The sequence below is a fragment of the Flavobacterium sp. ARAG 55.4 genome (assembly GCF_051846875.1).
GTDB lineage: Bacteria > Bacteroidota > Bacteroidia > Flavobacteriales > Flavobacteriaceae > Flavobacterium > Flavobacterium plantiphilum.
In genome coordinates, this window is the sequence record NZ_JBPYCT010000003.1 from 17,131 (window position 1) to 32,814 (window position 15,684).

13 protein-coding genes are annotated in these 15,684 nt (G+C 33.0%); 4 read left to right on the forward strand and 9 right to left on the reverse strand.

Annotated features, from left to right (window positions below; translation table 11 throughout):
* Nucleotides 1-13: 13 nt before the first annotated feature.
* From ACSV4D_RS04055 to ruvX, 7 genes are all read right to left on the reverse strand, one after another.
* Complete coding sequence (locus tag ACSV4D_RS04055; RefSeq protein ID WP_408081517.1) at nt 14-2,749, reverse strand: DNA gyrase/topoisomerase IV subunit A; 2,736 nt, start codon at nt 2,747-2,749, stop codon at nt 14-16.
* A gap of 7 nt (nt 2,750-2,756) precedes the next feature.
* Nucleotides 2,757-3,833, reverse strand: coding sequence for a PDDEXK nuclease domain-containing protein (locus ACSV4D_RS04060; protein WP_439227249.1), 1,077 nt, complete (start codon nt 3,831-3,833; stop codon nt 2,757-2,759).
* A gap of 20 nt (nt 3,834-3,853) precedes the next feature.
* Nucleotides 3,854-5,716: a DNA topoisomerase IV subunit B gene (locus ACSV4D_RS04065; protein WP_408081516.1), complete on the reverse strand. Its 1,863-nt coding sequence runs from the start codon at nt 5,714-5,716 to the stop codon at nt 3,854-3,856.
* A gap of 109 nt (nt 5,717-5,825) precedes the next feature.
* Nucleotides 5,826-6,368 carry an NADPH-dependent FMN reductase gene (locus ACSV4D_RS04070; protein ID WP_439227250.1) on the reverse strand — a complete coding sequence of 181 codons (543 nt, stop codon included), beginning with the start codon at nt 6,366-6,368 and terminating at the stop codon, nt 5,826-5,828.
* Nucleotides 6,369-6,386: 18 nt separating this feature from the next.
* Nucleotides 6,387-7,301, reverse strand: coding sequence for a YihY/virulence factor BrkB family protein (locus ACSV4D_RS04075; RefSeq protein WP_408081514.1), 915 nt, complete (start codon nt 7,299-7,301; stop codon nt 6,387-6,389).
* 183 nt (nt 7,302-7,484) lie between these two features.
* Nucleotides 7,485-8,978 carry a malate:quinone oxidoreductase gene (locus ACSV4D_RS04080; protein WP_439227251.1) on the reverse strand — a complete coding sequence of 498 codons (1,494 nt, stop codon included), beginning with the start codon at nt 8,976-8,978 and terminating at the stop codon, nt 7,485-7,487.
* Between the two features lie 112 nt (nt 8,979-9,090).
* On the reverse strand, nt 9,091-9,507 hold the full coding sequence (gene ruvX / locus ACSV4D_RS04085) for a Holliday junction resolvase RuvX (protein ID WP_408081512.1): 417 nt from the start codon (nt 9,505-9,507) through the stop codon (nt 9,091-9,093).
* Nucleotides 9,508-9,658: 151 nt separating this feature from the next.
* Between ruvX and ACSV4D_RS04090 the strand changes: the two genes are divergently transcribed.
* The 3 genes from ACSV4D_RS04090 to ACSV4D_RS04100 all read left to right on the forward strand — a co-directional run bounded on the left by ACSV4D_RS04090 (nt 9,659) and on the right by ACSV4D_RS04100 (nt 12,730).
* Nucleotides 9,659-10,474 carry a 2,3,4,5-tetrahydropyridine-2,6-dicarboxylate N-succinyltransferase gene (locus ACSV4D_RS04090; protein ID WP_408081511.1) on the forward strand — a complete coding sequence of 272 codons (816 nt, stop codon included), beginning with the start codon at nt 9,659-9,661 and terminating at the stop codon, nt 10,472-10,474.
* Nucleotides 10,475-10,611: 137 nt separating this feature from the next.
* Nucleotides 10,612-11,691, forward strand: coding sequence for a glycosyltransferase family 9 protein (locus ACSV4D_RS04095; RefSeq protein WP_408081510.1), 1,080 nt, complete (start codon nt 10,612-10,614; stop codon nt 11,689-11,691).
* A complete protein-coding gene (locus ACSV4D_RS04100; RefSeq protein WP_408081509.1) occupies nt 11,684-12,730 on the forward strand; it encodes a UDP-N-acetylglucosamine 2-epimerase in 1,047 nt (348 codons plus the stop codon). Before ACSV4D_RS04095 ends, ACSV4D_RS04100 begins: the two co-directional genes overlap by 8 nt.
* 62 nt (nt 12,731-12,792) lie before the next feature.
* Here ACSV4D_RS04100 and ACSV4D_RS04105 read toward each other — a convergent pair whose 3' ends face one another.
* Entirely contained in the window at nt 12,793-13,560 is a 768-nt protein-coding gene (locus ACSV4D_RS04105) for a lipopolysaccharide kinase InaA family protein (protein ID WP_439227253.1), read from the reverse strand.
* A 77-nt stretch (nt 13,561-13,637) separates the two neighbouring features.
* Here ACSV4D_RS04105 and ACSV4D_RS04110 point away from each other — a divergent pair, with 77 nt between their 5' ends.
* Nucleotides 13,638-14,708, forward strand: coding sequence for a glycosyltransferase family 4 protein (locus tag ACSV4D_RS04110; RefSeq protein ID WP_439227254.1), 1,071 nt, complete (start codon nt 13,638-13,640; stop codon nt 14,706-14,708).
* Here the strand turns inward: ACSV4D_RS04110 and ACSV4D_RS04115 are convergent.
* The gene (locus ACSV4D_RS04115; RefSeq protein WP_439227255.1) at nt 14,680-15,558 is read right to left on the reverse strand and encodes a hypothetical protein; all 879 of its coding nucleotides are present in this window, start codon (nt 15,556-15,558) and stop codon (nt 14,680-14,682) included. The genes ACSV4D_RS04110 and ACSV4D_RS04115 overlap by 29 nt on opposite strands.
* Nucleotides 15,559-15,684 lie beyond the last annotated feature (126 nt).

Here is a 15,684-nt window from a genome sequence, read left to right on the forward strand (position 1 = left end):
TAGACCAATCGTTTTATTCTAAAATAAGACCTATCTGACCATCATCATCAAGTTTAACACTGGTATCATCAGCATTCAATTCGCCTTTTACTTCCAGTTCTTCGGGAATTACTTCTTCAGGAGCTTCATAAGGCAATGGTTCCAAATTGTTGACCTGTTTTAGCTTATCGGTAGTTAATTGATTTCCGAGCGCTTTAAAGCCTTTTACAGCAATGAAATTCTCTACATCAATTGTTACACTTTCCTTTTGAACTCCTTTTATTCTAGGAAACACTAATTCCACAACCGGACGATAATCCGTTGAAACTAATTCTAATTGGGATTTTGGGTGTTCTGTAATAAAACTATCTTCTTTTCCTTCGTTTTCTACTAAAAAGCGTTTCAGATAATAACGTTCTTTTTCACCATCATAATAAATCGCTGAAATTGGTTTCTTAGGAATCCATTTTTCCAAAACAATCATATCGGGTTCAAAATGAGTCGATAGTTCCGGGATAACAACTTTTAATTTCCCTGTTTGCTGAACAATTAAAATTTTATCATTTGGTCTGAATTCGCCCAGCAGCTCTCCTCTTCCATCCACGTTCAAACGCTGTACGGTATCATCATACCAAATTTTTCTTGGCAATAAAGTAGAAATTCCTTTCTCTTTAATTTCGATTTTCTTTATTGGATATTTGGTTACCAAATTTCCTTTAGAAGCACGACCTTTGATTGCCAATTTAGCAAAATCCAAATCAAATTTTAATTTCTTAATGCTACTTATTTGACGCAATAATATTGTAATTACCTCAGCTTCGCCATTTGGATTACAGGTAAAATACAACACCATAGAACCTTTCGTTCCATTAGTCAAATCGTATAATTTATCTCTGGTAACACCGGAAACATTAAAACGTTTGATATAGGAAGGTCCTGATTTTCCATCGCGGTACACTAAGTTGTAAATGGTACGTTTATCACTTTTGTCAAAAACAGCCACATGAATAATATCTTTCCCTACAAAAGTCTTGGCATCCACTTTAGTTACCATCATACTTCCGTCACGCAGAAAAACAATTACATCATCAATATCGGAACAATCTGTAACATATTCGTCTTTTTTCAAGCTGGTTCCAACAAAACCTTCGGCTCTGTCCACATACAATTTCGTATTTCTTAAGACTACTTTAGTCGCTTCAATATCATCAAAAATACGCAATTCGGTTTGGCGTTCGCGGCCTTTTCCGTATTTCTCTTTTAATTTGGTAAAATAAGAAACAGCAAAATCAATAATGTGTTCTAAATTGTATTCCACCTCTTTCATTTCTTCTTCTAATCTAGAAATGAAATCATCTGCTTTATCAGAGTCAAAACGGGTAATACGAATCATCGGAATTTGTGTCAATCGCTGTAAATCGTCGTCATTAATTGCTCTGACAAATGATTTTTTGAAAGGTTCAAACCGGTCGTACATGTACTTAAATAAAGCTTCTTTGTCTGAATACAATTTAAAATCAATATACATTTCTTCACGAATGAAGATTTTTTCCAGTGTGGCAAAATGCCATTTATTTTTTAATTCCTCTAACTGAATTTCCAACTCTTGTCGCAATAAATCGACTGTTCTGTGGGTAGAAATTTTCAACATTTCCGAAACACCGATAAACAAAGGTTTATTATCCTCAATCACACAACCTAAAGGCGCTACCGAAGTTTCACAGGCCGTAAAGGCAAACAGCGCATCAATTGTTTTATCAGGAGAAACGCCCGGATACAAATGAATTAAAATTTCAACCTCAGCAGCGGTATTGTCTTCAATTTTCTTGATTTTGATTTTACCTTTATCATTGGCTTTCAAAATGCTGTCAATCAAAGTAGTCGTATTGGTCGAAAAAGGGATTTGGGTAATCGCCAGAGTATTCTTGTCTATTTGCGCAATTTTAGCGCGCACACGCACACGGCCACCACGCATACCATCATTATAATTAGACACGTCGGCAATACCGGCTGTCATAAAATCAGGATACAGCGTAAACGATTTTCCTTTTAAAATTTTAATAGAAGCATCAATTAATTCATTGAAATTGTGCGGCAACACTTTAGTAGAAAGCCCCACTGCAATTCCTTCTGCTCCTTGTGCTAAAAGCAATGGAAACTTTACCGGAAGATTGTTGGGTTCCGCACGACGACCGTCATAGGAAACACCCCAATCGGTAATTTTAGGCGAATACAAAACCTCCAAAGCAAACTTAGACAAACGCGCCTCGATGTAACGGGAAGCCGCAGCACCGTCACCTGTTAAAATATTTCCCCAGTTTCCCTGGCAATCAATCAATAAATCTTTCTGACCTATTTGAACCATAGCATCACCAATACTCGCATCTCCGTGCGGATGATACTGCATCGTGTGTCCTACTACATTGGCCACTTTGTTGTAACGACCGTCATCCAATTCTTTCAGCGAATGCATAATTCGGCGCTGAACAGGTTTAAAACCGTCCTCAATTGCAGGAACTGCACGTTCTAAAATTACATAAGAAGCATAATCCAGAAACCAGTCTTTGTACATACCGGTAACTTTGGTTATGGTATCACTGCCGTCACTTTCTTCCTGATGATCATAAAAATGCTCTCCTTCAAAAGAATGAGCTTCTACTTTAATAATTTCTTCGCTGTCTTCTCCTTCTTGATTCGCATCAATAGAATTTTCTTCTGAATTATTTTCTTCGTTATCAGGAATGATGTTATCGTCTTCTTCGTCTTTCATATTTTGATTACGAAATTAATTTTATTAAATCTTCTTTACTTGGTAAAACTGTTTTGTATTTACTGGCGAAAATTTGTTCATTATTCTCAGGCAAAGTATATTCTACTACCAAGTTACTTTTGTTTTGACAAAGTATAATGCCTATCGTTTTGTTTTCTCCTTCAATACGTTTTTCCCGATCATAATAGTTCACGTACATTTGCATTTGACCTAAATCCTGATGTTTTAATTCTCCTATTTTTAAATCAATAAGGACAAAACACTTTAAGATTCGATTGTAAAAAACCAAATCTATTCTAAAATGTTTATCATCAAATGTAATTCGATCCTGTCGGGCCACAAACGTAAATCCATGACCAAGTTCCAACAGAAAGTGTTCTAATTTATTAATGATTTCTTCTTCTAAATCAGATTCAGAATATTGATTCAATTCGGGTAGTCCCAAAAACTCTAAAATGTATGGATCCTTAATTATATCTTTTGGTTTTTCTATAATTTGACCTCTCTCAGAAAGTTTCTTTATACCTTCCCTATCCCGGCTTAAAGCCAATCTGGTATAAAGTGCTGAATCGTATTGTCTTTTTAATTCTCTTAAACTCCATCTGTACCTAATTGACTCTATTTCATAAAATTTCCTCTCTTTTACGTCCTCTATACTCATCAAGAAAATATAATGAGACCATGACAATAGGAAGTTTGCAGTGAATTTAGAAAGCTTTTCTTTACTTTCATTTTGAAAAATACTAGACACTGTCTCGTATTTTTGATTCACTTCTTTAGAAATATTAGACACTGAATCGGAAATTGAATATACCAAATACAACTTCCTCATATTTTGCAAATTATCTACAGAAAACCCTTTTCCAAATTCTTTTGTCAATTGCTGCGAAAGTTCTTTTAATAACTGTTTTCCATATTCAGCTCTTTCTTTTCCGCTTTGTTCTTCTTCAACAATCATTTTGCCTATTTCAAAATAAGTATATACCATTGTTGAGTTTACAGTACGCAAAACTTGTTGTCGGGCGCTTTGCAATAGCGCAACAACTTGCTGAAACAAAACTATATTTTGAAGGTCTTTAGGCAAATTTTATAGTTTAACAATCATTAAGCTTCCTCCAGAGTATCTAATTCCACTTTTAAATTTTTAATGATAAATTCTTGTCGGTCTGGGGTATTTTTTCCCATATAAAAAGACAACAATTGCTCTACCGAAGTATTCTTGTCCATCATGATAGGATCCAAACGAATGTCTTCTCCAATAAAAAACTGAAACTCATTTGGAGAAATTTCTCCCAAACCTTTAAATCGGGTGATTTCTGGTTTTGGTTTTAATTTTTCTATAGCTGCTTTTCGCTCTTCTTCAGAATAGCAATAAATAGTTTCTTTTTTATTTCGAACCCTAAACAATGGTGTTTGCAAAATATACAAATGTCCTTCCTTGATTAATTCGGGGAAAAATTGCAGGAAAAAAGTAATCAGCAATAAGCGAATGTGCATTCCATCGACATCGGCATCGGTAGCAATTACAATGTTGTTGTAACGCAGGTTTTCCATGTCGTCTTCAATGTCTAAGGCAGCTTGCAAAAGATTAAACTCTTCGTTCTCGTACACAATTTTTTTGCTCATACCATACGAGTTCAAAGGCTTACCACGTAAACTAAAAACCGCCTGTGTATTCACATCTCGTGATTTGGTAATTGAACCCGAAGCCGAATCTCCTTCGGTAATAAACAACGTACTTTCTAAATATCTTGGATTTTTAACATCCGGTAAATGCACACGACAGTCACGCAATTTTTTGTTATGCAAACTCGCCTTTTTAGCCCGGTCTTTAGCTAATTTTCGAATACCCGAAAGTTCTTTTCGCTCCCTTTCTGCCTGCAAAATTTTGCGTAACAACAAATCGGCAGTCTCCGGATTTTTATGCAAATAATTGTCCAGATTATTTTTGACAAAATCATTGACAAAAGTTCTAACGGATGGCATTCCCGGTTCCGAACCTATTTCAGTAGAACCTAATTTAGTTTTGGTTTGCGATTCAAAAACCGGTTCCATAACCTTAATACTCACCGCACCCACAATAGATTTTCTAATATCCGAAGGCTCAAAACCTTTATTGTAAAACTCTCTTACTGTTTTTACAATTGCCTCGCGAAAGGCTACTAAATGTGTTCCTCCCTGCGTTGTATTTTGTCCGTTTACAAACGAATGGTATTCTTCACTATATTGGGATTTACTGTGAGTCATCGCAATTTCGATATCATCTCCTTTTAAGTGAATGATATCGTAAACCTTATCTTCTTCGGCAATATTTTCGTTTAATAAATCTTTTAATCCGTAATCTGAAAAGAATTTTTCCCCATTGTAAATTATCGTTAATCCTGTATTCAGATAGCAATAATTCTTTAGCATTTTTACCACATACTCATTTCTGAATTTATAGTTTTTAAAAATAGCTTCATCGGGTGTAAAAGTAACTTTGGTTCCTTTTCTTTTGGTCGTATCAATTACATCTTCTTCCAGCACTAAATTTCCAGCAGAAAACTCAGCTGCTTTTTGTTTATCCTCTCTAACTGATTCTACACGAAAGAAATTAGACAAGGCATTTACCGCCTTAGTACCTACCCCATTCAAACCAACGGATTTCTTAAAGGCTAAGGAATCGTACTTTCCTCCGGTATTCATCTTAGAAACTACATCAACCACTTTTCCCAGCGGAATTCCACGACCATAATCTCTCACGGCCACCGTTTTGTCTTTTATGGATACTTCAATCGTTTTACCGGCACCCATGACAAACTCATCGATACAGTTATCGAGTACTTCTTTTAATAAAATATAGATACCATCATCTGGCGAAGAACCGTCTCCCAGTTTCCCAATATACATACCGGGACGCATACGAATATGTTCTTTCCAGTCCAGTGACCGAATATTATCTTCGGTATATTTACTTTGATCTGACATTAAATTTTGTGGATTTTTTGCTAATATAGCATATCTCACCCTATTTTAAAAGGGCTTGTCGTCAAAGTTATCAATAATGATATTGACAATGAAACTTAAGATTTAAAGATTAAGTATTTTTAAAATTAAGTTTGACACTTTCGACTATTTTTTTCAGTTGATAATCCAATTCTGAATTAGAAATTTCTCCTTTTTCAACATTAAAATTATCATTAAAAGAAGGCAACGAAAAAGTAGCTTTAACATTGGCACCATAGCGAGGGAAAGCATTTTCAGCAATTTCTAAAACAGATGCTCCGCCTCTTCCTCCAGGAGAAGTTGCCATTAAAAGCATAGGCTTCTGTTGAAAAATTTCTTTTTGAATCCGACTACACCAGTCAAAAAGATTCTTGAAAGCCGCCGAATAATTTCCGTTGTTTTCTGCTAATGAAACTACTAAAAAATCAGCAGACTCTATTTTAGCCAAAAAAGCTTTAGCTAATTTATGCTGACCAATTTCAGCCTCAATATCCACACTAAAAAGCGGCATTTGGTAATCATTTAAATCCAAAACTTCTACTTCGGTATTTTCAAACAACGAAGCAGCATAGGTGGCTAATTTTTTATTGATGGAATTTTTACTTGGGCTTCCGCCAAAAGCGATTATTTTCATAACTATCTGTATTAGATTTTACTCTTTTTCTTCGAAAATTTCTTTTTTTATCTTTACTGAATATGCATTGGGAGTAATGGCTCCACCATATGATCTGGCATACACCTTTGTAAACTCAGCTCCAAAATACAAAATTATAGCCGAATAATAGACCCATACTAATATTATAATAACAGATCCTGCAGCTCCATACACACTACCAATAGTAGAGTTTCCTAAATAAAATCCAATTGCAAATTTACCTACCATAAAAAGAACGGCAGTAGAAGAAGCTCCAATAAAAGCATCTTTCCATTTTATGATTCCATCAGGAAGGGTTCTGAAAATAATAGCAAAAAGCAAAGTGATACTAGCAAAAACAATTACTAAATTAATCACATAAAAAAGGTAGATAGTGCTCTCAGGTAAGTATAGCTTTAATCTGGCATTCAAAACATCTAAAGTAGCATTTAAAATCAAACTTACAAGCATCAAAAAACCCACAGATACAATCATTGAGAATGACATAAGCCGGTTTTGAATGAATTTTTTCAAACCTTTATCCGGCTTGGCTTTTAATCCCCAAATAAAATTTATAGAACTTTGAATTTCGGCAAAAACACCGGATGCACCTATAAGCAGCATCACTACTCCAAAGATGCTGACAAAAATATTACTATCTGCTAATTGGACGTTTTTTATAGCTTCCTGAATCTGGATTGCAGCATCATCACCTACCATCCTGTTTATTTGTCCATAAAGCTCACCCGTAACCGCTTCTTCTCCAAAAAAGAAACCACATATCGTTATAATTATTATCAACAAAGGCGGTAATGCAAAGATGGTGTAATAGGATAACGCAGCGCTTAATTTAATTGCATTATCATCCATAAATTCTAAAAAAGTATCTTTTAGTAGGTTCCACGATTTTGAAAATGTATTTTGATTTTTCACGAGACTGCTTTTTAGTTATCCTTCCAAATTTAAGAATAATAAAAAAAAGCTTATTTCGATATTTCACTAAATAGTTATCATATTTCCACATCATGAAGATCACCTTCTTCTGCATAAAAATCATACATAAAAAAATCCCGGCATTATTCATGCCGGGATTACTATAAATCACTTTTTTTTAAATTATTTTAATTTTAAAACTTCTGCAGTATTAGCTCTGACTTCTTTCAATAATTCAGGATTTTCGTTTAATTTTTGTCCGTAAGAAGGAATCATTTTTTTAAACTTTGCCTGCCATTCGGGAGTTTTCATTTGGTCTTTATAACACCTGCCTATTACATCAATCATAATAGAAACTGCTGTTGAAGCTCCAGGAGAAGCACCTAATAAAACTGATAAAGTTCCATCTCCGGAAGTAATAACCTCAGTACCAAATTCTAATTTACCACCTTCTTTTTCATCTTTTTTAATCACCTGAACGCGTTGTCCGGCACGTTCCAAAACCCAGTCTTTAGACTTAGCTCCCGGAACATACTCTCTTAAAGCTTTCATTCTGTCAGCCGGAGACTGACGTACCTGCTCAATTAAATATTTAGTCAAAGGAATGTTTTTTATCCCAGCCATAACCATTGGCACAATATTATCGAGTTGAATTGATTTTGGCAAATCAGAATATTTACCATTTTTCAAAAAACGAGTGGAGAACCCTGCAAAAGGTCCAAATAATAATTGTTTCTCTCCATTAATCATTCTGGAATCGATATGAGGAACAGACATTGGCGGAGCTCCTACACTTGCTTTTCCATATACTTTTGATTCGTGTTGTGCAATTACATCAGGATTGGTACATCTTAACCATTGTCCGCTTACCGGGAAACCTCCAAAACCTTTTCCTTCAGGTATATCTGCTTTTTCTAATAAAGGTAAAGATCCTCCACCAGCACCAATAAATACAAATTTAGTATAGGCTTTTCGTACGGAATCATCACTCAGATTTTTTATTTTTATCCTCCAGGATTTATCCTCCCGTTGTTTTAATTTTCTAACTTCATGATGAAAATACATATTTACTCCTTCCATTTTTGTCAGGTAACCAAACATATTTCGGGTTAATTCCCCAAAATTCACATCGGTTCCTATAGCCATAGAAGTTCCTGCAACTTTATCCGAATCTTTTCTGCCTTCCATCACCAGAGGCATCCATTTTTTTAACTCTGCAAAATCAGTACTGAATTGCATATCTGCAAAAAGCGGATTGGCTTGTAATGCTTTAAAACGTTTTGTAAGATATTCAACATTTTTATTTCCCCATACAAAACTGATGTGCGGAATCCTTTTAATAAAATTTTCCGGAGCTGATACTTTTTCCTGTTGTACTAAATAAGCCCAAAATTGACGGGAAACCTCAAAAGATTCTGCAATACTGATAGCTTTATTAGGATTAATACTTCCGTCAGCTCCTTCCGGAGTATAATTTAATTCGCAAAATGCAGAATGTCCTGTTCCGGCATTATTCCATGCATCAGAGCTTTCGGCCGCTGCACTATCTAATCTTTCATAAATATCAATGGTAATATCAGGTTGTAATTCTTTCAAAATCAAACCTAACGTTGCACTCATAATTCCAGCTCCAATAAGAACTACATCACTATTTGAGCGTATGGTTGTATCAGACATAATTGTATTTTTTTATAAAGCGCAAAGATACTTTAATATTATCACAATTAAAAGGCTAATTCACCTCCAAAAAGTTATATTTATCACTAAACAACTTCTATTTGATAAATAATTAAAATGTTTTACGGGACAAATAATCCTGAAGCATTATAGTAGCCGAAATTTCATCAATCAAGGCTTTGTTTTGACGTTGTTTTTTATTCAAACCGCTGTCAATCATGGTTTGGAATGCCATTTTAGAAGTAAAACGTTCATCTACCCGAACGACTTTCATATCCGGAAAATGATTCGTAAAATGCGTTACAAATCCTTTAATAATGGAAGCACTCTGCGAAGGTTCGCCGTTCATTTGTTTGGGTTCACCAATGAGTACTAACTCTACCTTTTCTTTAGAAAAATAATCTTTCAAAAAAGCAATAGCTGTAGCACTTGGAATAGTAGTTAATCCCGAAGCTATGATTTGCATTTCGTCAGTAACAGCGATTCCGGTACGTTTTTGTCCGTAATCTATGGCGAGAATTCTTGGCATAATCAAAATTTAATATTGCAAATATACAACGGATTGCATCAGAACCTGAAAGGAATTCTGGGTATTATTTTTAAAAGTATCCCACCAAATTATTTTAAAAACAGAGCGGATTAAAAAAATCGAATTATATTTGTGCAAAAATTTTTTAAACATGAACGCATTACAAACAATTATAGAACAAGCTTGGGAAAACAGAGCTTTGTTGCAGGAAGAAACAACTACAAACGCAATTAGAGAAGTTATTGAATTATTAGATTCAGGAAAATTACGTGTTGCTGAACCAAAAGGGGACGGATGGCAGGTAAATGAATGGGTTAAAAAAGCAGTAGTGATGTACTTTCCTATTCAAAAAATGGAAACCTGGGAAGCCGGAATTTTCGAATACCATGACAAAATGGAATTGAAAAAAGACTACGCTGAAAAAGGAGTTCGTGTAGTTCCTGGCGCTTCTGCCCGTTACGGTTCATTTATTTCCAGTGGTGTAATCATGATGCCAAGTTATGTAAACATTGGCGCTTATGTTGATGCCGGAACAATGGTAGATACCTGGGCAACTGTAGGTAGCTGTGCTCAAATTGGTAAAGACGTTCACTTAAGTGGTGGTGTTGGTATTGGTGGGGTTTTAGAACCATTACAAGCGGCTCCGGTAATCATTGAAGACGGAGTATTTGTAGGTTCCCGTTGTATTGTGGTTGAAGGAGTTCACGTAGGAAAAGAAGCGGTTTTGGGTGCTAACGTATGTTTGACTGCTTCGACAAAAATTATTGATGTTACCGGGGATACTCCAGTAGAAATGAAAGGTTTTGTACCTGCCCGTTCAGTAGTTATTCCAGGAAGTTATACTAAAAAATTTGCTGCAGGTGAATACCAGGTTCCATGTGCTTTAATCATCGGTACCCGTAAACCTTCTACTGATTTGAAAACGTCATTGAACAATGCGTTAAGAGAATATGATGTAGCAGTATAAATACTGATTTTTCAATATATAAAATTCCAAATTTCAATTAATCATTGGGATTTGGAATTTTTATTTTAAGAACCCATCTCTAAAATTGATTTTTTTATATCCATTTGTAATTATTAAAAAAAGAATACTTTTGTTATATGAAGATACTTGTAATTCAGCAGAAAATGATTGGCGACGTACTCATCAGTTCTATTATTTGTAATAATCTGAGAAAAGCGTATCCAAATGCTCAAATTGATTACTTAGTAAATTCATTTACCGTTCCTGTTATTATTAACAATAAAAGCATTTCGAATATTATTCAATTTTCTGACAAATACAGAAAAAACAAACTGTCTTTTTTTAAATTCATTTTAGAAATCAGAAAAGAAAAATACGACATTGTAATAGATGCTTACGGAAAGCTTGAAAGCTGCTTGATTACTTATTTTTCAGGAGCTCCTCAAAGAATAGGTTACAGAGAAAAAGACAAATTTTTTGCTTATAATAAAAAAGTAGCGCATCCTGATAAAAAAGAAACTTACCAAGGGCTAGCAATAGAACGCAGGTTGAATTTATTTTCTTTTTTAATGCAAGGTCAGGAAATTGATTCTTATCCGCACTTATTTTTAACTCCACATGAAATAGCTGAAGGTGCATTATTTTTTGAAAATCATAATATAAATATTGCAAGTACAAAAATCATCATGATTAGTGCTTTTGGTAGCGAAGAAAATAAAACCTATCCTATTCCCTATTTAATTGAATTACTCAATGCCATCGCTGCTCATCATCCACATTCAGTAATTTTACTAAACTATCTGCCTAGTCAGAAGAACAAAATTGAAGATATTGTTTCTCAATGCAATGCTGAAGCTAAAAAAAATATCAACTTAGATCTTATAGGCAATGATCTTCGTTCGCTTGTGAAAATTCTTTATCACTGTACTATATTAATTGGAAATGATGGCGGAGCTGTAAATATAGCCAAGGCTTTGAATAAACCTACATTTACCCTTTTCTCTCCATGGATTGATAAAGACAGCTGGAGTATCTTTGAAGATGGTATTTTTCACAAAGCGGTACATTTGAAAGATTTTCAACCTGAAATTTTCACTAAATTTTCAAGAAAACAACTAAAAAAAGAATACCAGCAATTCTACCAAAAACTAAAACCAGTATTGTTTCAAGACGAAATGATTCTTTTTATTAACAAACATATAAATAGCAATGTATAAATTCCTTATTTATATTTCATATCCTTACAGTATCCCTATCGGAGCCCCAATACAAAAAGAAATTGAACGTCAGGGACATCAAATTTACTGGTTTTCTGATTTAGAAGAAACAAAACGCTATTTTAAAAATAACGAACCGGTTCTAAATTCAGTGCAGGAAGTTATGACTTACAAACCTGACATTGTACTAACCGCTACAGATGTTGTTCCTGATTTTTTTCCTGGAATTAAAGTGCAAATTTTTCACGGTTTTCTTTCTAACAAACGAGAAGAAATGAAATCACATTTTAGAATTAGAGGTTTCTTTGATTTGTATTTAACTCAAGGTCCGTCAACTACTTCTGTATTTAAAGAACTTTCTCAAAAACTTGGTTTTTTTGAAGTGGTTGAAACTGGCTGGTCTAAAGTCGATCCTTTATTTCCTATTGAGAACAGAAAACAAAACCACAAACCTGTTATCATGATTTCTTCAACATTTACAACTCGATTGAGTTTAGCTTTAAATGATGATGTTTTTAACGAAATAAAAAGGATGGTACAAAGCGGAAAATACCGGTTCATTTGCGTACTTCACCCCAAATTAGATCAGGCAACAAAAGATAAATTTGAATCATTAAATGGTGAAAATTTTCAATATTATGACACTACCGATTTAGTTCCATTATTCAAACAGGCTGACATTATGCTCTCGGATACTACTTCTGCAATTGTTGAATTTTTATTGCAAAAAAAACCTGTGGTTACTTTTAGAACTAACAAAATAATGTCTCATCTTATCAATGTAACGGAAACCGTCGACTTAGAGAAAAATATTGATCATGCCCTTAGTTACCCTGATGATTTATTATTAGAAATTGAACAATACGTCAAAATTACCCATCCCTATTCTGATGGAAAATCCAGTGAGCGCATAGTAAAAGCAGCCCTTGATTTCTTAAATAAAGACCGCTCCTATTTAAAGAACAAACCTTTTAATTTTTTGAGAAAATGGAAAATCAGAAAACATTTTAAAATGTATTATTTCCAAAAATATTTTTAAGAAAAAAGCCAATAATTATTTGAAATTAATTATTGGCTTTTGCTTCATTACAAATTTTTAAACTAAGATTTCCAGAATTTAAGTTTCTTCTTTAATCGTTTTTTTCTGTAAAATTCCTCTTGAAAATTATTCGTTAATTCCCACATTTTATTGAAAATTTCAGCCTCAGTTTTTTCTGTATACAATTTTGAATATTCATTACTCATAACAGTAATCATTCCTTTTTGCGGAGTCAATCGCCTAAAATTATTCATTCTTTGATGAAAATTCATACTTTGATGAAAATTCATTCTGTTCAAATCAACCAGGAAAAACAGATACTGCCCCTCACTACCTTTTTTAATTAAAGTGTTCCCGGGAGAGTGATCTAAAAATTCTATTCCTTTTTCATGAAGCTGAAACGTGAATTGAGTAAATTGTCTTAAAATATTAGAATAATCTGGATAATTTGGATTAGTAACTAATTCTCTAAAAGTCAATTCGGTTACAAGATGTTCACTCACATAATAACTTTCTTTTAACCCTATACCATCATAATTCTCGAAATAAGCGATTGGTTGTGGTGTCCCGATTCCTTTTTCCAGTAAAACTGTAGCGTACTCATAAGAACGTCTCGCTTTTGTTTTTCTGAAATACTTGTAGGCGATTTTATTAATTAAATGTGGAATTTTAAAGGATTTAATATTGATTGTTTTTCCTTCAAGTTCAAATAACTTAATTTTATTTCTTTTTCCGCTACCAAAAAGGATTCCTTGTGAATCGAAGTTATTTATTTTATCCAGAACAGATACGCTATTAGCTTTAAAAAGAGGAGCTACTTTAGAATTCATCAGTTGGTTTTATTAACTAACAAAAATACATATATCATTTTGAACTTCAAATTATAATTGTATTTTCGTGAAAAAAAATGTCGCAGAAAAGCATTTTTCTTGAAACACACAATATCCAAAACCGAACAACTGGATTAGGAACTTTTAATTATGAATTAATTAAAGGATTATCACAATTAGATTTTGGAAATTACGATTTAACATTAAACACTCCCTCTCCAGAGCTACTTAAAAAAGAATTTGGGAATAAATTCAACTACAACAAATATAATAGTATCTCCCGATATCCATTGTTTAGAGTTCGAAAAAAATATGATTTATGGCATTCTGTAAATCAGAATATTAAAGTAGAACCTTTTTACTGCAATAATTACTTACTAACAGTACATGATATTCATTTTACCCAAGATTTACCTTCAAATAACAACAAATCAAAAGAACGATTTAAAGAAAAACTAAAAAAAGCATCTGCTATTACATATATTTCTGAATTTGTAAAAAAAGAAACTCATAATCATTTTAATGTACCTGACATCCCTGAATATGTAATATATAATGGAAATCCCATTTCGACAATTTTAGACACCACGGTTTATACGCCTACTGTACCAATTGACAAACCTTTTTTCTATACAATTGGTGATTTTATAGAACGTAAAAATTATGAATCAATTATCAACATGATGAAATTGATTAAAGATTTCAATCTTATTATTTCTGGTAATAATAATAAACAATATGGTGAAGAAATAAAGAAACTTATTAAAGTGAATGGTTTAACGAATCAGGTCTTTTTGACAGGTAAAGTTACTGATGAAGGAAAACAATTTTACATGAAAAACTGTACTGCTTTTCTATTTCCCTCACTTAAAGAAGGGTTTGGGCTTCCACCTGTTGAAGCTATGAGTTTTGGGAAGCCTACATTTTTATCTGACAAAACCTGTCTGCCTGAAATTGGAGGAAACGCATCTAATTATTGGAATAATTTTGATCCTGATTATATGAAAAACATTGTAATCGAAGGACTAAATGATTTTGAAAATAACAGAATGGATAGAGAAATACTTATAAAGAGCCGAGCTGCAAGTTTTGATTGGAAAATTGCAGCTGTGGAGTATTTTAAAGTTTATAATCAAATTTTAAAATAAACCTATTATTTATAAAATGTTTAAACCATTGCCCAAAGTTTTTCTTCATCAAATAAGTTCTAGAGATTTTTAACTTCAATTCTGCATCCATAATTTTCTTTGTTGGTAAATAATTCAATTTTTTCCAACGTTTAGGATTTATATAATAAAAGTCTTCAAATTGATCGTAATTTGTTTCATCAATCATAATCCATTTCTTTAGAAAGCCTTTGTTCACATCATTATTATGTCCCCAATTTTTAAGTTTGTATCGAAGTTGCTCTTCTGTACGTGCAATCGATTCGTGTAATACTAAATTATCTAAATAAATTACCCTTTCACCTGTTCGCCTTGCACATTTATAGTTAGGGTAATTCGTAGCAAAAACAGCTTTCATGGGTTTATTTACATATAAAATTCCTTTTTCAGTATATTTATAAATAACAAGCCAAAAGCAAGCAAACTGAACTTTATTTTTTTCAGGATCATCTAAATAATGGTCGTACTTTCTTAAATTAGAAATAAAACTTCTAAAATCTAAAAAATACTCATCTGCATCAATTTGTATTAACCAGTTTCCAATTCCCATTTTCAAAGAAAGTAAATGACGCTCACGTGTATCATTTTCAATTGCTGTTAATTCAGGAATATAAAAATTATCTCTGTAAAACTCTATTTTATTATCTATATCAAATTCTTTTATCCATTGATAAAAAGAATTATCTACTTCAAACTCGTTACCGGACCAAGTTTTCTTGTTGATATCTTCGGCTATAAAAATTTTATCGGCACTATCATAAACTGGTGGTATGGATTGTTTTAATTTCTCATAATCATATGAAAGAAGGAAACCTACGTGTATTTTTTTCATTATTTAATTTTTAATACGAACAACAAATACTTCTCAGTGTCAGTTCTTTTAACCTTGTTATTAGTTGCTCTATAATTAAAGATTGCCGTTTTATAAAAGGTTGCTTTTCATATTATATTTTTGTGC